This window comes from Bacillus sp. 7_6_55CFAA_CT2, from assembly GCF_000238655.1.
In the GTDB taxonomy this organism is placed as follows: Bacteria; Bacillota; Bacilli; order Bacillales; family Bacillaceae_G; genus Bacillus_A; species Bacillus_A cereus.
Genome location: NZ_JH414712.1, coordinates 72,764 through 93,915, shown reverse-complemented (window position 1 = coordinate 93,915; position 21,152 = coordinate 72,764). Strand labels below are relative to the sequence as shown.

Here is a 21,152-nt window from a genome sequence, read left to right as displayed (position 1 = left end):
TTTTACTCTCTATTCATATCCTCACTCTTTGAACCTAAAACAAAAGAATTTTTATCTATAAATAATTGAATCATTCTATATCTTTTTATTTTTTATGAGCAAGGTAATACGATATACTTCTAGATTTAGTCTCTTCTAAACAGAAAAGATTACATACTTCATTTATTAGTACCATTGCAGAAACGAACTGTATATAGTATTATTTATCGATGTTAGATACTATATATTGAGTAGGAGTGAATTTTATGAACAACTCAGACAATGTAAAACAGCAAAAAAATACTTTATGGACAACTTTTGATAAAATTATAAACAGTAACGATCAAGACTTAATGCAAGAAAATGCAAATGTTGATGGTCGATCTCCAATGGGAATGATGGGAACATTTGCATCAGAGAGCGCAAAACTTTATGTAAGGGAACATTTGCTTTCTAAACAAGTAAAACAAGCTATTAATCAAAATATTTTATACCCACACGATTTAGATTTTTATGCAACAGGAACAACCACTTGTTCACAAATTCCTTTAGCACAATTGCTGAAAAAAGGGTTCCACACTGGACATGGCCATATGAGACAACCACAAGATATTAAAAGTGCATTAGCACTCTCGTCTATTATTCTTCAAGCTAATCAAAATATGCAGCATGGTGGGCAATCTCTTGCCATGTTTGATATAGATTTAGCACCATATGTGAGGAAAACATTTGAAAAAAATAAGAAAAAGTTAAAAGACTATCCGCTAACAAAGGAACAAATCGAAGTGTTTGCATGGAAAGAAACAGAAAACGATACATATCAAGCATGTGAAGCATTTATTCATAATTCCAATAGTATGCATAGCCGTGGTGGTGGACAAGTTCCGTTTATTTCAATTAATTACGGAACAGATACATCAAAGGAAGGAAGGCTATTAATTAAACAATTACTACAGGCAACACAAGCGGGATTAGGAAAAAGTGAAACTCCTATTTTCCCCATTCAAATTTTCAAGTTAAAAAAAGGTGTGAATTTTGAAGAAAAAGATCCAAATTATGATTTATTTGAACTTGCATTAGAAACAACAGCAAAGCGATTGTTCCCTAACTTTTCATTTTTAGATGCGCCATTTAATGCAGCGTATTATAATGGGCACCCAGAAAGTGAAGTATGTTATATGGGTTGTCGTACTCGTGTGATGTCTAATATTCATGGTGAGGAGACAGCAATTGGCAGGGGAAATCTATCATTTACCTCTATTAATCTAGTAAAATTGGCTTTAATGAATGATTCAAAAGAGGGATTTTTCGAATCGTTAAATCATTATATCAAACTTGGCATTCGTCAATTGCTAGAAAGATATTCATATCAATGCACAAAAAAGGCAAGAGACTTTCAATTCCTATATTCACAAGGGATTTGGCGCAATGGAGAAAAACTCCAACCGGAAGACTCAGTTACTGAGATTTTAAAGCAAGGAACATTGAGCCTTGGTTTTATTGGACTTGCGGAATGCTTGGTTGCCTTAACAGGAAAACACCATGGGGAAGATAAAGATTCATGGCAACTTGGAAAAGAAATTGTTACCTTTATGAGAAATAAGATGGACCAAGCAACAGAAGAACATTGCTTGAATTTCACTTTAATTGCAACTCCTGCCGAGGGACTATCAGGGAAGTTTATCAAAAAGGATTGTGCTGAGTTTGGAACTATTACAGGTGTAACCGATCATGATTACTATACAAATTCATTTCATATTCCAGTTTATTATCCTATTCAAGCAATTAATAAAATACGTTTAGAAGGACCGTTTCATGCTCTTTGTAACGGTGGTCATATTACGTATATTGAACTAGATGGGGCGGCAGCGCATAATCAAATGGCTTTAAAACAAATTGTTCAAGCAATGGCACAGTATGAAGTAGGATATGGTTCAATTAATCACCCAGTGGATCGTTGTAAATGTTGTGACTATAATGGAGTGATTGAAAATGAGTGCCCTAGCTGTGGAAATATAGAAGATCATCATATTGAAAGAATTCGCCGTATTACTGGATATCTTGTAGGGGACATGTCAAAATGGAACAATGCAAAGCGTAGTGAAGAAGCAGATCGTGTGAAACATAAATGAAGGTAATGAATATTATTCATGATAGTGTAGTAGATGGTGAAGGATTACGGACAGTTGTGTTTTTTGCCGGTTGTCCGCATCATTGTTTAGGTTGCCATAACCCCAAATCATGGAATCTTTATAATGGTACCGAGATGAGTGTGAAAGAAATTATAAAAGAAATTTCCACAAATCCTCTAACTGATGTAACATTTTCAGGTGGTGACCCATTTTTTCAAGCTATCGAGGTCAAAGAAGTTGCAAAGGCTGTAAAAAGTTTAAACAAAAATCTTTGGATTTACACTGGCTATACACTAGAAGAGATACAAAACTCACAAAACAAAGATATGATTGAGCTGTTACATTATGGAGATGTTTTAGTTGATGGAAGATTTGAAATCCAAAAAAGAGATTTGACTCTTCCATTTCGCGGAAGCTCAAATCAACGTATTATACGCCTAAAATAAGTATAATTCCCTTGCTTTTTTTCAATTATTAGTCATCACTAACCCAGTATTTATGAGCGGAAAGTATCTGCTCATAAGTACTGGAAATATACAATAAAAAAATTTATAAAACAGGTTAAAAAAAGAGACATGCTCAATTCTTACACTTTTTCCGCAATGCTTTTGGAACATATATACAAAAAGGTTCGCTTTCCATGTAATCCCCCGTCATCGCAAATGCCCTAGAACGAGATCCCCCACAAACATATCGAAACTCACAAACACCGCATTTTCCTTTATAATTGTCTGGATTACGAAGACTTTGAAAAACAGGAGAGTTTCGATAAATTTCAGCTATCGGTGTTGATTTAATATTCCCGGTTTTAATTGGCAATAGCCCACTTGGGTATACATCTCCAATATGAGAAATAAATACAACTCCATTTCCATCATTTACTCCTTTTGGAGCGCGTCCAAATTCATTAACTCCGTCCGTCATCCCTTCCATCAATACATCTCTATATTGAATAATTTGATCTATCTTTTTAATTCCCTTCATTTTTTCTTGAAGAACAACGCGTCTATAGTGCTGAGCAACTGTGGTTTTTATATCAAAAGAAACAGTTTTACTAAGCTGATATAGCCAGCGGAACACTCTTTCATGTTGAATTGGTGAAATCATATCTTTCTCTTTACCACGTCCTGTTGGGACTAAGAAAAATACACTCCACAACACACAATCTAATGCTTCTACTAAATTTGCCATATCTTTAAGTACACTCAAATTATAATTAGAAACAACTGTATTAATTTGAATAGGGATTTTTAATTCATTTAAATGATGAATTGCATCCATTGTTAATTTAAATGACCCCTCTGTTCCTCTAAAATGATCGTGTACTTCAGCTGTTGGTCCATCTATACTAAATGCCCATCTAGCAATCCCAACATCTTTTGCTTTTTTAATCGCTTCTTTAGTAACCTTTGGAGTAGCACTGGGGGTCATGGAAACCCGAATACCTTTCTTCACCGCGTATTCAGCAATATCATATATATCCGAACGCATTAATGGATCCCCACCAGTAAAAACCAGCATCGGATTATCCATTTCATATATATCATCAATTAGTTTTTTTCCTTCTTCTAATGTTAACTCAAAAGGATCGCGATAATGCTGAGCTTCAGCACGACAATGTAGACATTTTAATTCACATGCTCTTGTTAACTCCCATATTACAATAAATGGGTTTTTATTATAATCACGATTTGTCAAAACGAAAGCCTCCCATCAACTTACATACTATATTGTAAAATTATATGTTCATTTATGTTGTGAGATTTATCACGCATAAGTTTTTAGCAATTAAAAATCCCTCACCAAATAGATCAAATTAAGATAAAAAAGCACTCACCTATAAGTAGGAGAGCGCTTTTTATTTTAAAAATATCTTAAAAATTTATATTTTATATTTTTTTATATAAATTTTATTTATTTATTATTTCTATTAGATTTCATCAAGTCATCTAGTAATAAATCTAATTCTCTACTATAACAAATTACCTTTTCATGAGTGAATCCATACTGCTTAACAAGCGATATTAATTCCTCTTTTTTTTCAATTACTTGATTTAACTTCTTATAATTAGACATAGCTTTGTACACTCCCATCTTACCTTCATACAGGTCATCTAGGCAGCATTTTTGTTAGATGTTCTATTTAAAACAATGCTGTTTATAATATATATTTCCCCTTAACACCCATATACAATATATTTACAAATATCAAATACAAAATCTATGAACTTAAAAAGTTATACCTACTTAACTTATTACACACCTTTATATGCTTGTTTATAGACTTCTTTTAATTCTGAAATCAATGGGAGTTTCGGATTTGCTGGTGTACATTGATCTTCAAATGCTCTTTCCGATAAGACATCCACAACATTTTCAAATGCTTCTTGTTTTACTCCTTGTCCTGCAATACTCATATTAATATTCAATTCTTTTCCAAGGCTGATAATTGCTTGTACCAGAGATTCTACCCCTTCTTCTACTGTACTTGCTGGCAACCCCAATGTTCTTGCAATATATGCATAACGTTCATCTGCCACAAAATGCTCATATTTTGGGAACAATGCATGTTTTCTCGGCTTAATAGCATTATAGCGAATTACATGCGGCATTAAGATTGCGTTAGCGCGTCCATGTGGAATGTGAAATTCTGGTCCAAGCTTATGCGCCAAACTATGATTAATACCAAGAAATGCATTTGCAAAAGCCATACCTGCAATTGCAGAAGCATTATGCATTTTCTCACGTGCTTCTTCATCATTTCCATTTTTATATGCTCTTGGTAAATATTTAAATACTAGATCAATGGCTTTTAAGGCCAATCCATCTGTATAGTCATTTGCCATAATAGACACGTATGCTTCAATTGCATGTGTTAACACATCCATTCCAGTGTCTGCTGTTACATGAGGTGGCACTGTCATTACAAACTGTGGATCAATAATTGCTACATCTGGTGTTAATTCATAATCAGCAAGTGGATATTTTATATTATTTTTTTATCTGTAATAACCGCGAATGGTGTCACTTCTGACCCTGTTCCTGATGTTGTTGGAATCGCAACAAATTGTGCTTTTTGCCCTAGTGTTGGAAATTTACATGTACGTTTTCTAATATCTAAAAACTTTTGTTTGATTCCAAAGAATTTTGTTTCTGGATATTCATAAAATAGCCACATTCCTTTTGCTGCATCCATTGCTGAACCTCCGCCCAATGCAATAATTACATCAGGTTTGAAGCTTCTCATCATCTCAGCACCCTTGAATACTGTTTCATCTGATGGATCTGGTTCTACCTCTGAGAAAACACCTACTTTTACATCATTTAAATGCTGTTGTAAGTAATGTGTAACTGTGTCCACATATCCCAGTTCTACCATTCCTGGATCCGTTACAATGAATGCTCGTGAAATGTTTGGCATCTTAGCTAAATATTGTGTCGCATGTTTTTCAAAAAAAACCTTAGGTGGTAATTTGAACCATTGCATATTATTTTTTCTATTCGCCAAACGCTTTACATTTATTAAATGTGTAGCTGTTACGTTTTGAGAAACAGAATTTTTACCGTATGATCCACAACCTAATGTTAAAGATGGAATAAATGCGTTATATATATCACCAATCCCACCTTGTGCTGACGGTGAATTTACAATAAGGCGACAAGCTTTCATTCTTAAACCAAATTGTTTTTGTACTTCTTTATTTGTAGAATGAATAACCGCTGAATGCCCTAAGCCACCTAAATTTAACATTTCTTCACAGTATTTAAATCCTTCTTCTTGTGAATTTGCTTTGATACAAGCTAATACTGGGCTCAATTTTTCACGTGATAGTGGATATTCTGCACCCACTCCCTTAATTTCAGCTACAAGTATTTTTGTATCTTCTGGTACCTTAATGCCTACTAATGATGCAATATAATGTGCTGATTTCCCAACGATATCACTATTTACTGCACATGTATTTTCATTAATAACAAGCTTCTCTAATTTTATTCTCTCTTCTTCTGTAACAAAATAACAGTTGTTGTCTTGCATTTCTTTTTTTACACCATTATAGATTTCTTTATCTACAATGATTGCTTGCTCAGAAGCACAAATCATACCATTATCAAATGTTTTTGATAAAATTAAATCATTTACAGCTCGTTTTACATGTGCTGATTTCTCTAAATAACAAGGTACATTCCCAGGTCCTACTCCTAAGGCCGGTTTCCCTGTAGAATATGCTGATTTCACCATTCCAGCACCCCCGGTTGCAAGAACAAGTGCAACCCCCTCATGGTTCATTAATCTTTTTGTTGCCTCAACAGAAGGTTTTTCGATCCATTGAATGCAATTCTCTGGTGCCCCTGCCTTAATTGCAGCATCTCTTAAAATTTTAGCCGCTGCAACAGAGCAACGCTGAGCAGATGGATGAAAAGCGAAAATAATTGGATTTCTTGTTTTCATTGCAATAATTGCTTTAAACATAGTAGTTGAAGTGGGATTTGTTACTGGTGTCACACCAGCAACTACACCTACTGGTTCGGCAATTTCAATGACTTCTTCATGTGGATCTTCATGAATAATTCCTACAGTCTTATCTTTTTTTATGCTATGCCAAATATATTCAGTTGCAAATATATTTTTTGTACATTTATCCTCATACACACCTCGACCAGTTTCCTCTACCGCCATTTTTGCTAATGGCATATGTTGGTCTAATCCAGATAGTGCCATTTCATGAACAATATGATCTACTTGCTCTTGCGTATAAGATTCTAGTTCTTTTAGTGCTTCTTTTCCATTTTCAACTAAAGTATTAACAACTTCTTGTACATCATTTTCATCTTTAATTACTACGTTGACCATTGCTTGTACTTCTTTTTCATCTGTCTTGTTTGTCATATTAAAGCCTCCAGATCACTATAAAAATAGATTTAAAATGTTGGAACTTATTGTTTTCATCTTGCCTATTAAGTAAAAGCTCAAATCATGTGAAGTATTTCACAAATAATAATATGAAATTTTCAACTACTCCTACTATACATGAAATGACTATTTTTTATTGTGTACTTTTTGTGAAGTATTTCACAAATATTTATAATAATTCTAATCAATAATTACTTATTTACACCATCAATATATACAATTACATTCTCAGTTGTATTATTTCTCAATTCAATGTACACCTCAGCATTAAAATACAATATTTGTTGATGCCTTAATATCTCAATTTCATTATCAATTATAACCATTGTTTCACCGAAAACTGCATACATGCATATATCCTTGTTCAAATATTTTGGTATGACAACATTACCTGACGGATTAATGAAAAAAAATGATGGAAATGTATTTTCAGTTTTATTAATAATTGTTTTGAATACATCATCATTTAATCCCATAGGTGTTACATTTTTTAGTTGCATAAATATCACTCCTATTCATGTATAAAAAATTTAATAAAGTATAATAAATTTATACTCTATTTTTACAAACTTATAGCTAGGATCTTGACTTTGCCTATAAGTTTATAACTATTAATTTCCTAAAGCAACAGTAATTCATCTCCGTGTAAAGAACTATTAATTTGTTATAGTACGTAAATCTCTTTGTGGTGGTAACTATACCTAAAATGATATTTAACACTTATATGTAATTTAGTTATTATTATTTAATGTGTTTAGTAGTTAAAAATTTTTATTAATAAATTTTAAAAACATTAGTATATATAATATAAATAGTTTTTTATTTAAAAATATATTGTTTGTCCCCATCCTATCTGAAATATTCCCCCTTTTCTTAAAATCTTATATAAATATATATCTTATATATATATTAAGAATATAAAGATAAAACTTATATAGGTTCATGAAATATAGAATAAAGCTTGCTATGACAATGTTTTTAACATGCCCTACTGTAAAAAATCATAAATGGTATGTAATGGGAGTGTAAAAATAGACTTTGTTGTACCATCCTTTCTACATAAAATCATAAAATAATACCACTATTCCTACATAAAAAATGAAGAAAAATAATTCACTGATAAGTATATTTATTCACCCATAAATAAGAAGATATTCTCGATAGTTGTCCCCAATTTGTAGTTATTTGTACACAATCTATACACAATAATCATAATTTAGTCCACTTAATTCAGTTATTCATATTTAATCACATAAAACTTGATGAATTTTAGTAGATTTACTTATGGAACCCTTATATAACAACAATGGTATGATATTTTTATTCACAAATGATACTTTTTATAAACATATCCACTAAAAATTTAATTTTTCTTATGATTTTATGTAGAGTAAAATCTCTATTTATATAGGTATTGGATACCTTTTCAAGTTACTATTGTGGAAATTAAGAATGATGAATAACTTTTATTGTATAAAAGTGCATAAAAAAAGACTCTATTTTCAATAGAATCTTTTAGAAAAGTATATAAATGTATCTAATAGAAAGACTTTGAATGATAGAGCCAACACGAATAGCCCTCTACTTTGATTTTTTTTCAAATATAGAGAGCTGAAAATGATTACATTTCTTCCATTACTTTTAATACCTGTTCAGTTGATGTTACTTGAATTCCAGTACGTATCAGCTGTTCCAAGGCACGTATAAAGGTAATTAAATTTATGCTACCAGGTACTTCAATTACCCTTAGCTTTTCTTTTGGTAATTTATCTATCTTTTCAATGAACAATTCACGTACATCGCTAGGAATAAAGCGTTCCTTATGTCCTTTTATTTTTAGAAGTTCACGCATTTCTATTTCTAAAGCCATATAAGCATTTAGATTTGCACCTTGTTCATAAGCGTATTTTCTAAATAATGTTTCTTCTTGATATCTTAGATAATTACGATGGTAAGATTCCTCTGTAACAGGTACGGCAAATTTGTTCTTTAATAACTCAAATGTTTTACGGAACAGCTTCTTGATGCTTCGGCGAGAGTACATAGAGAAATGCAATCCGAAATCAAATATAGCTTGTTCTTTTTGTTTTGCTGGTACGTGTTGTGTAATAAGAGGATAAATCCCTTCTTTAGCTGCGGTATCAAGAATATGATACTGTGATGTTTGATTCAGTAATTTTTTCAGTGTATATACTAACTTACTTGGATATTTTTCAGTGCGATCAATCATGTCACGCAAACTATGTATTACACTACGGATTTGTCGATGACAGGTATTTTTAAGTACATGAATAAATTTATTCATGTCTCGTGTAAATTCCCCAATATGCATTTCTTGTAGTGTAGATTCAATAAATCGGGCTTTACGGGCATATGTAACCTTTGGAGTAAAAGGATCACGATACTGTAGTTCGCCTGATTCTTTTCCACATAAGAAGTCTGGATGAATAGATAAAAATAAAGTCGTGTATTTTTTCTTGTTTTGAACCCCTTTTTGTAGTTTACAGATTTTGAATAGTGGAGTTCCTGTACAAGGCAATACAGTCGTTAGTTCTTTCATAACTGCACGAATTTGATGTGGATACTTCTTATGTAGAAAGCGGTACATTCCACCAAAGTGAGTCTTATTACCTCTTTCATCCTGTTTGTCTAAAGAACGTTTTAATGTAGTTTCTCTATGCTGTTGCATAGCAATATCTAAGAATAGCTTCTTAGATGCTATTGAAAGTTCAAAGAAAGCCTTTGTAAAGACTACAGGACTAATGTAAACATAAGGATTTGCTTTTTCTGTTTCTTCATTCATAAAATGAGTTATTTTAATTGTGTATCGACTATCTAATTCATTTTCAATCGTAATAATGTTATGTAGGCTTAATTTTCTTAATGCAATATAGAATTGAGAATGCTGTATACATGCCAATTCTTCTTTGTATTGTTTATAGTCTTCCCAAAGCATATGTACTGTTACGTTTGGAATAATACCATTCGTATAGCATTTTTTATGTAGATAAAGGAATACTTCAAGATCTGCATTTGTAATACCGTACAATTTATGTTTTCTTCCCATTGTCTTTGAAATAGTATGACGTGAAAAAGATGGCTTTGCCTGTGCAACAAATCCATCGATATCCGCAATACGTTCTTCATACGACATTTGATTAATAATATCTTCAAGGTATGTATCTTTATAGCTATAGTATTTTCCTTCCAATGCATCAACAAGTGCTTGCCAAGATTTTAATGTAACGATAACCGCATTAGTAGATTGTCCATTCAGACTACGTTGATTACGAATAACAAATGATTTGCTCATCTTTTTCACCTCCTATACAAATTAAAATATACATATCCGTACAATATAAAATATACCGATTTTAATTATAGCAAATCAAAATTCGATGAAATGGGTCCCTTTAAGAGCAAACATGAAAAAATGAAATGTACGTTAATCCCTTTCATATCAAGGGGTTTCGGGTTTTGTTCTATTTTTTTTATGGACATGATATCACTATGGATTTTCATGTTCTAAATAAACAAGGAAATGAGTTATAAACTGCTAATAAACGTTGTCCTAATGGGATTGGAAGCTTATTTTCATAAAAACATAAGGGACATGATAGGGCTGTGGATTTTCATATTTCTATTTATTACAATTCACGTGAAAATCGTTAATAAACATTGATGTTAAAGGGATTTATATGAAATTTGTTATCTATAAAAGGGACGCGATACCGCTAGGATTGATTCATCTTTTCAGATAGAAAGGGACATGATACCGCTATAAATTTTCATGTTCTATAATTCCCTGAAATTTGAGGAGATGTTGTATAAATGCATGGTATATAAGGGATTTAAGAAGATTTATTAAACACGAAAGGGACATGATACCGCTATAAATTTTCTTGTTTCATACCTTGAATATAGAAGAAACCCTTTTGTATCAAGGGTAGAAAAGATTATGAAAAAAAATATATAGTTTAATTTCATGAAACATGTAAGACTGGATTTTTTCATGTTTTAGTCAAAAGGGACATGATACCGCTATAAATTTTCACTTTGTATGTAAACTTTAATGAGTATTACCATATATACAAGGGCAATTTTAAAACATGAATAACCTAGCTTTTTCATGTTTAATCAAAAGGGACATGATATCGCAAAAAAATTTCATGTTTCAGCTAATTCCTTGAAAAATATTAGGTTTCTTATAACGTCTTGCCTTTTCCAAATGGATACAGTCTTGTATAATCAGTAAAAGAAGTGGTTATAAGCATACGTGCTAGATTATCACTAAGGGATGGTTGGCTAGAACTTACTGTATTCTTTTTTATTTTCATGAATAGGAACATCATAAGGCTATATAGATTTAAGTTTAAATCATTCTCAATTGTAAATTAAATAAGGAGAAGGATATATATGGATAATGTTCTACAATTGTTTAAAGATGCATTAGTAATATCAGCACCTATCTATAAACATAATGAACAATTGTGGTATAAATGGAATGCTTATTACTTAGAAGTTAAAGAAGATACTAGTAGGATCGTAACTTCGGACTATTTTTCCCCATCATTTTCAATGCTTGTACAGTGGCTTGAACAGCAACAAAAAAAGGGAATCTCCTCTTTGGAAATATTCACTAACATAGAAGCTTACCAAATTGAAATTGATGTGGCGATAGGATTATTTGTGGAGCAAGAGTTTTCAAGAGCAAACAATGAAACCGTGCAGGAACCAAAGGAATCTAATACAAGTTTAGAGCACGAGAATTACTATGAAGTGAATAATTCTGCGGTTTATTATAAATTAAGAGATGGCATAGCAAAGAATCAATTTGAAGAAGATGAAAATACAAAGTTGAAATCTTATCCAATTGAAACGAAAGATAGTAGTGGAGTTGCACAACTTTCTTCACATAAAGATGAAGATTTAAGATTAATAAATATTGAAGAAGCTGCTCGTTGGAATACATTGGTTGATGGTGTAATGAGTAATATGGATGATTTAACTGCTGACTGTTTAGATGCAATTACTATTCAGTGGTTAAAAGAGGCAAAGTCTCCTGATGAATTCATAGATTTTTCATATAATCAGGTATTAGAAATGTGTAGCATACCTAAAGCAAAGGCTAATAACACAGAATATTATCGAGCAGAAGATAAAATAAAGGTTGCCAAACGTATTGCTGCCTTAGCAAGTATTTTTATCTATTTAAATGATGATAATGAGGTAGTTGTATTAAATGATCGAGCTGAAGCAGGTAAACATTATGAAGTAAAGCGAGAAGTTATTAAGAGGCTTTTTGTATTAGATTCTGTGGTACTCTGGAGAGATACTAACACTAACGAATATATGGGGATAGAATCTTGCAGGATTAAGCCAGGGAGCTTCTTATCAAGTTATTTATATGGTTCTAGTAGTACAACGGCACTATTATCAAAAAAAGCGTTAGAATATAATAGTTATAGACATAAATATCATAAGAGATTGATTCGTTATTTAACTTGGCAATGGAGAATTCGTCAAATGTTTTCTAGTTTAAAAAGGCCTTACTCTATAGGAGGAGATAAGGGATTACTGGCTGTCATGGGTATAAATCAAAATCAAAAGCCAAATCGTATCCGTGAACAGTTAGAAAATGTTCTTATTGATTTAGAGAAGGAAAAGGTAATATCACATTGGGAGTACAGTGAAGATTTAAAAGAGGAAATGTTAACAAAGAAGAATTGGTTTAAGAACTATTATGCTCAGTTAGGTATAATCATTTTACCGCCGAAAGAATTAATGAATTCAATAGAAAAAATAGCGAAGAAAAAAACAGTAGAGATCATACAAGAAGAGTCTCCAGTGAAAATAGAAAATAACACTTTAGATGTTGATGATTATGAAAATTCAATTAGAGAAAAAATATCATTCTTCCATGTGAATAAAAATATTACAATGCGAGAACTTTCAAAAGAAATAGGTATATCACAACCTACCCTTTCTAGGTTTTATAATAAGAAAACAAAACGCCTTTCAGGCACGGCTAAAGATAAATTAAATCAGTGGTATAAAAGACAAATTATTATCGATAAGATGTAGAAAAAGCTTAACTCCATGATAAAAAAGAGTCCCTAAAATAGGGACTCTTTTTTATCATGGAGTAATAACGCTAGCTACCAAATAAATTGGCCGTATCCAGATCTTCATATTCATCTTTTAGTACTGCTTTTTCAGTTGTTGATTCATTTTCTATATGTGTATCTTTAGAAGTAGAATTCTTTTCATTAGATGAGATTATTCTATTTGAATCAGCTACCTCTTCTTCAATTGCTTGGCTTTCTTTTTGAATAGTAAGGTTTGAATTATTTAAAAGTATACGCTTAACATCATTTAAAAAGTCTTTATCTTGAAGTAAAATTTCCTTTTGCATTTGTTGCTGTATCTTATAATCAGCCACGTCTTGTAAACCGTGTTTATCAATAAAATAGCAAACAAGTTTATACAAAGAATCGGCTATATTGCTTTGTGACTCGAACCATTTAAAGAATTCTTCATTCTCAATCTTCTTGAGGTTCCAGAAGAAGGATTCTCTTTTTTTGTCGGACATACTATTTCACCTTTTTTCGAGAAAGAATTTTCTTGATAATTTGCATCCCCTTAGCATTCATATCTACAGCGTATTTCTCTGGAATCCACAATAAGTACATTCCAACTCGCTCACAATACTCTAATAATTGATTATATAATTCATCTTTAAAAGTAATACTTCCCCCACCATACACACATAAAACTTCAGCTTCACTGGCTGTATTGTTTACATATTTTTCATCTGTATCTTCTAGGATTAGTTCAGCTTGTTCCACTTTTGTAATATTAAAGTGGGTTGTTGCCTCTTCATGGTATTTATGATCTATATCTTGAAGAATTTGAGAGAATTGTTGGCGTTTAATGTTTGTGCCACGTTCTTGATTTAATAATTTTACAGCTTCTTCTGTAGCATGACCGACACCACGTCTTTCACCGCTACAAGCATCAATTACGGGGTTCACGCCAACTGTATAGATATACTCAGTTGTTCCATCCCCAATATCAGCATGTAGAATCTTTTTGTTTTTAAAGAAAGAGCCGTCAATTTTTTTGATTTCAAGTTTTTTTGCATATAGTTTAGTGAAATCAGTAAACATCTCCTCTTCCCCTTCAAGAATTGCAAATAACGGAGGAACACCCTCTTGTGTAATGTTTGCACTATTAAATGTTAAGCTAACCGTTACCTGCTCTTCTCCTACATAAACCACTACAACATGATTTGAATTAGTAAAACGCTGTTCTAAATGTTTAGCGTTTACGGGTGTCCATTGGCTTGCTGGGATAGCTGAAATAAGGTCGACAGTCACATTGATTGATTGTGGTAGTTCTTCTGTGCGTTCCCATTCAAGTTGAACTGATTTGTTTGCAATTAATCCTAGCATATTAATTAGAGGCAAATCATCATTGTATTTTTGACCGACTTTAATGTTCATGTTTTTAGGATTTTTCCCTGTTAACATCGCTCGATTACCAATGAAATACATTCCGGATCTTCGAATTGATTTACTAGCAATATTCACGAACATATTATCTACTAAATTAACTACGTTTTTTTGGATGTTTGTCTCTGTAACATTAGGCATTGAGTAAACACTTTGATATACATTTTTCATTTTTATGTATTCACCATTGATGTAACCTTTAAATGAATCGTTCCCAATATCACCTTCTATGTCTATATGAAGAGTTTTGCCTTTTAAACTTGCCATTATACATCACCTCTATGAAATTTATTTCTAATTTATATCTAATAAATATATTATAACCTATAAAACCTTTAACAACAAGGGTTTTATAAGGTTTATGAATAAAAAATATACTTAAAATATAAAATAGATATAAAATAAATATAAAAATAGATAATAAATCGAGATGTGTTGGGTTGTTTCGGGAGATTTCTGATCTTTTGTATTTTTTAGATATGTATTAGATATCTTTTGGATATCTATAAAATATAAAAGGCGTTATTGGTGGGAGGAATACGTTTGTCGAAGATGCCTTTTAAAATATCATGTTGTTTCTATGGTTTACGAATAGACTATTGATGATATATTTTGGGAATCCAAGGGATATCTAGTGGAATGAGGTATACATTTTAATCAGGAGGAAGAAAATTAGAAAGCAAATAAGATTAATTACGAATATGACTTATACATACTTGAATAGTTAAAATGGTTAGCCGAATAAACGTTATAAAGGTGTTATTTCGGTGTTTGATATTATGTGAACGCTAGGCGTTATTAATGCGTTAAACCCCTTTATATCAACGATTTCAATGTTTTTTATAAACAAATAGCTGATAAAAGAAATGAGATTGGAAGATTAGATGTTTTTTGGTGTAGTAACGCATTGAAAGACGGTTTTAAACTGAGATCTTTACTATATAAGTTTGTTTTTGGCTATTTTGATGATAACTATAACTAAAAGACTAAAAAAGTAGTATGCAAATTAACCCTCTACATATCAAGTTACAATATGTATTTTGTTGTATATGTTCTATTTGTATCTGCAGCACTCCTTTAAAAGAATAGAGAATCTATGAAATTTGATTTGAATATAAAAATTGAACAGGATTAATTACAGATTCATATATATTTGCTAAACAAACGTTATTATGGTGTTTATCTGGCGAACTTAGCAGATGAACACTAGGCGTTTTTAAAGCGTTAAACATTGTAATAGCAACATTTAAAGGTGGTTTTAAAGAGAAAATGGTTTACGTAATGATAAAACCTATAAATTTATTTTTCGAGCTCAATAATAAAAAGTAGTTTATATAGGCTGTAAAGAATTTCAATTGAAGTATTTCTATATAAAAAATCACATAGATATTAAAGTAGTCTCTACATACATACTTAAATCATAGTGGCAATATAAAGCTATGTTGAAAAGGTGTTTTTTAGGAGGTTCATTGGTAACATACTTTGAAAAATAAAACTACTTTCTGAAGCAACTAATATAATATGATTTGGGATTGGATATATATCTAGGGTGTTAATCGGTTTACATACTTTTACTGTTTATAGTAGGAATGTAGTAAGTGATCCTCCGTGAACGCATAGCGTTCACAGAGGATCACAGGAATGCTGGCTTAAAGTTTAAAAGTAAGATATTTAAATAGATAATGAATAACCTTCAGTGCTCTTGTTTTATTTTTGAAATTAACTCTAAATTTTTGTGGTAAGACATCAAATTTTTTAACCAAAATTATATATTTAAGTTTCTTAAGTTACATTAAATACAATAGTTTTATTATATGAACGTTTTAGAAGTGTTATTTAGGCGTTGTTATTTTGTAATGGGGCCTACTTGAATCAATTTTTAGTTGCATATTTACATATTAATTAATTCGATGTTTTTGATGGATAGAGCAGAAGCTTCGGTAAAGAGATAATATGAGTGTAATTTAAAAGAATCTTCTTTTTTATATAAGGAGATTCAAGATAGAAATCTTAGTCCGGAGAGAAGTACGATGGATATAAGCATATGTTTTTTGAAATGAATTACTCTAGTCCAAACAAAATAAAATTCTACAAAAGAAACAAACGAACGGAAATATGGTTATAATAGATGATCAAACAAAAATATCTATAATCTATAGTGGAACGCTGTTTGTAAAGCCTATGAATTAGTACGACTGTTAGATGATACATAAAAGAATTAATGAAAATTGGTACTTCTGTTGAGAATGATGTGGGATTAGGAATAAAAGAAGTCTTTTTATTTATAAAAAAGCTAAATTTGTTCCAACAGTAGAAACTAGCTAATAAAAACAAAACGTATTCTTTTCAGAAGAACGAATGATACTTTGAACTGGCATATGTAGTCTAAAGAAGGCAATAATTTTTTGATGTATCTTAGATGTAATTTCAATAACGTTGGAGTCGAAGGCAAAATGTAATGAGGAGAAAGTTATAGTTATATCTAATCGCATGCTTTAGGCATTTATTTTAGAGGTTTTACGAATGAATTTTTCATTATTATGGCATATTCTATAATAGATATATTAATCAAGGATTAACTAAAAAAATAAATCAATTCATTTCTAGCTTTACAATATAATTATAAAAAAATAGAAAAATTTTATAATGGGATTTATGAGTGTAACGAAAGTTACTATCACACATTGAGGGTTTCATGAACGTTATAAAAACGGTCATGAAACCCTCAGAAAATATTTTTAACACTACTAACAATTTTTTGTATAGGATGTATTTAATATGAGAATACTATTTATGTGAAACTGTGACCTCTTAACAATATTGCGATCTATTTAATATATGAGATTACTGTTTTATCCTGTTTTTCATAATTTCGTCAAGCATGGGACGATAGTTTACAATTGCAATGAGTTTTCTGCAACCAACATCCTATCTTAAGAATTCATAAAAAGCAATATCTACAATTATATGATAACAAGCCAAGCATTTTGGCTTACGTCAATTGGCATACACCTACCACGTTCACATTTTTGAGGAAATGGTTCTTTGTCAGAGATTGATAAAATTTATGCAATAATTTTGAGAGTGCTACTTTTAAGCAACTATGCTTTTAAATGATGTTACCAAATCGAAGATGTTATAAATTTAAATTATTAATCCTAACTATAATCTATAAAGGTTAAGTGAATATTTTAAGGTATCGGGATTCTTGGAGAATCTAAACGTTATCAAAGTGTTATTTTAGTGTTTATTTTCACGTGAACGCTATCCGTTATTTTACCGACTAATCCCTTAACTACAACGTTAGGAGTTATTTAAAGAGTGTTACACCTAACAGATGTATGAATAAATAAAATAAGGATTCATATGATGTTTTGTTCCATTTGAATGATAAAAATAAAATATATCTATACATAAATTAGTATTCTATATATTACTTAATTATTATAATATAATATATTTTATAATTAGTACTAAATGTTATAAAAACAATTTCAACTAAATGAAGTAAAAATATATCGTATTAAATTCTTTAAACAGGGATCAACTTGCAAGGAGCAAAGTATAATCTTCCAAGGGCGTATTTCAAGAAATCCACTAATTTTAGCTGTGTTATAGATGTTCATGAGAGTTTCATTCTTATAACACACATTATGATAAAGGTATTAACACAAGTTTAAATCATAAGAAGGAAGTATTTTATTTATAAAGTATATGAATTACGAGAATAGCCACCTAACAAATAAGAAATGGAGTGTCTTTTTATTTAATAATCTTGCATCTCCAAACATCCTTACAGGCTGTTTGAGGCGCAAGATGTTTAATACTGTAGGAATAAAAAAATGAACGCTTACGAAACGTTAATTTAACGATTCGTAAAACGTGAACGCATAGCGTTCACAAGGAATTCGGCACATTAATATTATACGTTTAGATATATTTATATCTAAACGTATAATGTGGCTTTAGGATAGATATGTCTTATTTAACAGTGTTGATAACGCGTATAAATTAGTAATAATGAACGCTGCGATGGTATGGTGCTTTTTTATCATTACAAATCTTAAGATGTATCCTAAGTTAATGTTAAGCTTAATATAACAAATACAATCTGATAAATTTATTAAAGTAGGCTGGAGATATATGAAGTATCTTTGGAATCCATAAGGCAGGACAAAGGGATAAGTAGTTGTGATTATGCTAAAATCTTTTTAACTTAAGTGTTATTGAGTGTTTTTTATGTGAACACTACCCGTTTTTTTGGCGTTTATCTCTTTAATATCAATATCCTGAGTTGTTTAAAGGATACAATATATGCTAAAGCAATATATAAAATCTGATAGGGTGTATCAATTAATAGTCCATAATAAAGCTGGATGTTTCTATGTTGTACTAATTAATGAACGTTATAATAACGACCTTGACTATGCGATATATGTCATAAAGTAGTTGCTAAATTAAAAATAGTTGATGTTAGTAGACTATGTTCGAAGTATGATTACGGAAATATAGACATTAATTGGCGTGTTCTTCCTGTGGTACATATCTTATTAGCAAAGTTTTAAATTATAAGAGCGATAAGAATCGTCTAAAAGGCCTAGGAGCTATGTGATAGCGGCCTAACAAATTAAAGAATGGAAAATTTTCTTTGTTTAGTGTTTTGAACTTGAAACGATCTGTAAGGATATTAGATGGCAAGTATTTTAATACAATAAAAAAACGCTATGAGCGCTTACAAAACGTTAATTTAACGTTTTGTAAATAATGAACGCTATGCGTTCATTAGAGATTCAGTGCATAAATATAGTAGTTTTCCTTTAAGGACGACATAATGTAACTTTAGAAGTAAAAGATATGGCCTTTAATAATAGCGTTTATAACGCATAGGATTTAATAATAATGAATGCTGTGATTGATGACATTTATATGAAAAAATTTAGTCTGGCAAAATGAATTAAAGAAGACTAGAAAAAACATGGAGTTTCCTATACAGGTTTATTATGTGGTTAAGAAATTAGAGGATTTGTCAATCTTACCTAAAAATTGACAAAGTAAACACTTAACTAATTTTAGGAAATAGGATTAACATGTTTTTATTAGCGATATAAAGAGTTTTTTGAATCCATAAGAAAGGTCCAATAAGATATGTTAAGAAAAATATATTGGACAACTGAGTACCTAGTATCCTTGAGGTAATGGATACCTAAGTACAGAAGCCAAACGGTTTCTAATTCAGTAGGCTATCCCGATAGTTCTTATGTTTAGCTTCATTTCTAAGATTGAGCGCTGTGTTACGATCTCTATCATGACGTGTGCCACAATAAGGATAATCCTACTCACGAATGTTTAGATTTTTAACATCTATGTTTTTATAGTTGCAATTGGAACATAATTGACTAGAAGCAAATGTTTTAGATATTACAACTAATTGTTCACTACACCACTTTACTTTATATTTCAACATTGTTTGAAATTGTGACCAAGACATGTCACTAATCGCTTTTACAAGCTTTCTATTTTTGAGCATACCACTGAATTATAAGTATTCTTTACCAATGACATGATGCTTTTTGATGATTTTAGTAGAAAGTTTATGTAATTAATCAACCCTTATAATAGCATCATGTATCACAGGCTATTTATTCTAGTTAGGATTAGTAACACAAGTTGTAAAAAACTACACTCTTCGAAATTTAACAAGAAAAAACGTATCATAGAAATTTTTTTTACAAAACTACATATTCGTGTTGTAAGGATGAGCAAAAAAAAAACGGTAGCTACCGCTTTTTTTGCTCAATTAGATATATTTGATAAAAAACGTATATCTGATTTAATTTAAATTAAATAAACGTTGAATGAACGTTTTTTTGGTGTTATCTTGCTGTTCTTGGCGATCTTCATTTAATAGTTCAATTGCTTTATCCAGTTTTTCTTGTAATAACTGAATCTGTAGATCTTTGTCTTCTTTTTCTGAGCGTTCCTGTAATAACAATTTAATGATATCTTGGTTTTGTTGTACAATTTTATCTTGTTGCTCAAGCATGTGAGAAAATTTTTCTTGAATCATCAAAATATCAGTTTCTGAACGTTTTCTGAGCGTTACTTGAACTTCATTTTCCTCATGAACGCTATCCGTTTTCTGAGCGTTCTCTTCAGTATTTTCCATGCTTTCCATACTTCTTGTTGCAGCTTCTTCTAGTTTCCAGTTTTGATTTAAGTATTCTTTCATTTGCTTTAAGATATCTATATCATTCTCATAGTAAATTCGTTGATTACGCTCATTTCTTTCAAATATATATTCCATTTTTTCTAGTTCAATTGACCATCTGCGAAGTGTATTGGTGTTTATATCTAGTTGTTTTGCTACTTCTTGTGCAAAATATCCATATTCCAAACTTCACACCTCCATTATTTGTATGTTAGATATTGATTCGTTCTTGAAAAGATCTTTCCTTTAAGAGTAGAAATTTTTATAGGCAGCTATCTAATCATTTGTACTCATATCAGTTTGTTTGTATACATACTTATATATTAAGTCAGTCTATACATCTAGCGTTAATGTTTTTTCAATAATGAACGCTATTCGTTCTAATAGCGTTCATTGTTGGAAGTGAA

General features: G+C 30.9%; 10 protein-coding genes and 2 pseudogenes. 3 read left to right on the top strand and 9 right to left on the bottom strand.

The annotated features are described in order from the left end of the window. Positions 1-245: 245 nt before the first annotated feature. Positions 246-2,111, top strand: a complete 1,866-nt coding sequence (locus HMPREF1014_RS23945; protein ID WP_001065550.1) for an anaerobic ribonucleoside triphosphate reductase — start codon at positions 246-248, stop codon at positions 2,109-2,111. Continuing rightward, positions 2,108-2,557: an anaerobic ribonucleoside-triphosphate reductase activating protein gene (nrdG, locus tag HMPREF1014_RS23940; RefSeq protein WP_000867052.1), complete on the top strand. Its 450-nt coding sequence runs from the start codon at positions 2,108-2,110 to the stop codon at positions 2,555-2,557. Before HMPREF1014_RS23945 ends, nrdG begins: the two co-directional genes overlap by 4 nt. 133 nt (positions 2,558-2,690) lie before the next feature. Here nrdG and HMPREF1014_RS23935 read toward each other — a convergent pair whose 3' ends face one another. The 5 genes and pseudogenes from HMPREF1014_RS23935 to HMPREF1014_RS23915 all read right to left on the bottom strand — a co-directional run bounded on the left by HMPREF1014_RS23935 (position 2,691) and on the right by HMPREF1014_RS23915 (position 10,336). Further along, entirely contained in the window at positions 2,691-3,809 is a 1,119-nt protein-coding gene (locus HMPREF1014_RS23935; protein ID WP_000184718.1) for a TIGR04053 family radical SAM/SPASM domain-containing protein, read from the bottom strand. Positions 3,810-4,025: 216 nt separating this feature from the next. After that, the gene (locus tag HMPREF1014_RS23930) at positions 4,026-4,187 is read right to left on the bottom strand and encodes a Spo0E family sporulation regulatory protein-aspartic acid phosphatase (RefSeq protein WP_002099070.1); all 162 of its coding nucleotides are present in this window, start codon (positions 4,185-4,187) and stop codon (positions 4,026-4,028) included. Positions 4,188-4,366: 179 nt separating this feature from the next. Beyond that, a pseudogene (gene adhE / locus HMPREF1014_RS23925) lies at positions 4,367-6,963 on the bottom strand (bifunctional acetaldehyde-CoA/alcohol dehydrogenase). Positions 6,964-7,214: 251 nt separating this feature from the next. Next, the gene (locus HMPREF1014_RS23920) at positions 7,215-7,523 is read right to left on the bottom strand and encodes a hypothetical protein (RefSeq protein ID WP_001176239.1); all 309 of its coding nucleotides are present in this window, start codon (positions 7,521-7,523) and stop codon (positions 7,215-7,217) included. Between the two features lie 1,121 nt (positions 7,524-8,644). Continuing rightward, a complete protein-coding gene (locus HMPREF1014_RS23915; RefSeq protein ID WP_000045390.1) occupies positions 8,645-10,336 on the bottom strand; it encodes a hypothetical protein in 1,692 nt (563 codons plus the stop codon). Positions 10,337-11,439: 1,103 nt separating this feature from the next. On the opposite strand from HMPREF1014_RS23915, the gene HMPREF1014_RS23910 reads away from it, so the two are divergent. Then, a complete protein-coding gene (locus HMPREF1014_RS23910; protein ID WP_000370964.1) occupies positions 11,440-13,107 on the top strand; it encodes a helix-turn-helix domain-containing protein in 1,668 nt (555 codons plus the stop codon). A gap of 70 nt (positions 13,108-13,177) precedes the next feature. Here the strand turns inward: HMPREF1014_RS23910 and HMPREF1014_RS23905 are convergent, their stop codons facing one another. The 4 genes and pseudogenes from HMPREF1014_RS23905 to HMPREF1014_RS23895 all read right to left on the bottom strand — a co-directional run bounded on the left by HMPREF1014_RS23905 (position 13,178) and on the right by HMPREF1014_RS23895 (position 20,931). Next, positions 13,178-13,615 (bottom strand): hypothetical protein, encoded by a 438-nt coding sequence (locus tag HMPREF1014_RS23905; RefSeq protein ID WP_001280892.1) that lies wholly within the window; start codon positions 13,613-13,615, stop codon positions 13,178-13,180. A 1-nt stretch (position 13,616) separates the two neighbouring features. Further along, positions 13,617-14,804 carry a ParM/StbA family protein gene (locus tag HMPREF1014_RS23900; RefSeq protein ID WP_000157614.1) on the bottom strand — a complete coding sequence of 396 codons (1,188 nt, stop codon included), beginning with the start codon at positions 14,802-14,804 and terminating at the stop codon, positions 13,617-13,619. 4,960 nt (positions 14,805-19,764) lie between these two features. Continuing rightward, positions 19,765-20,136 (bottom strand): annotated as a pseudogene (locus HMPREF1014_RS30780) (RNA-guided endonuclease TnpB family protein); the annotation flags it as partial. Positions 20,137-20,367: 231 nt separating this feature from the next. Further along, a complete protein-coding gene (locus HMPREF1014_RS23895; protein ID WP_000455692.1) occupies positions 20,368-20,931 on the bottom strand; it encodes a MerR family transcriptional regulator in 564 nt (187 codons plus the stop codon). Positions 20,932-21,152: the final 221 nt, after the last annotated feature.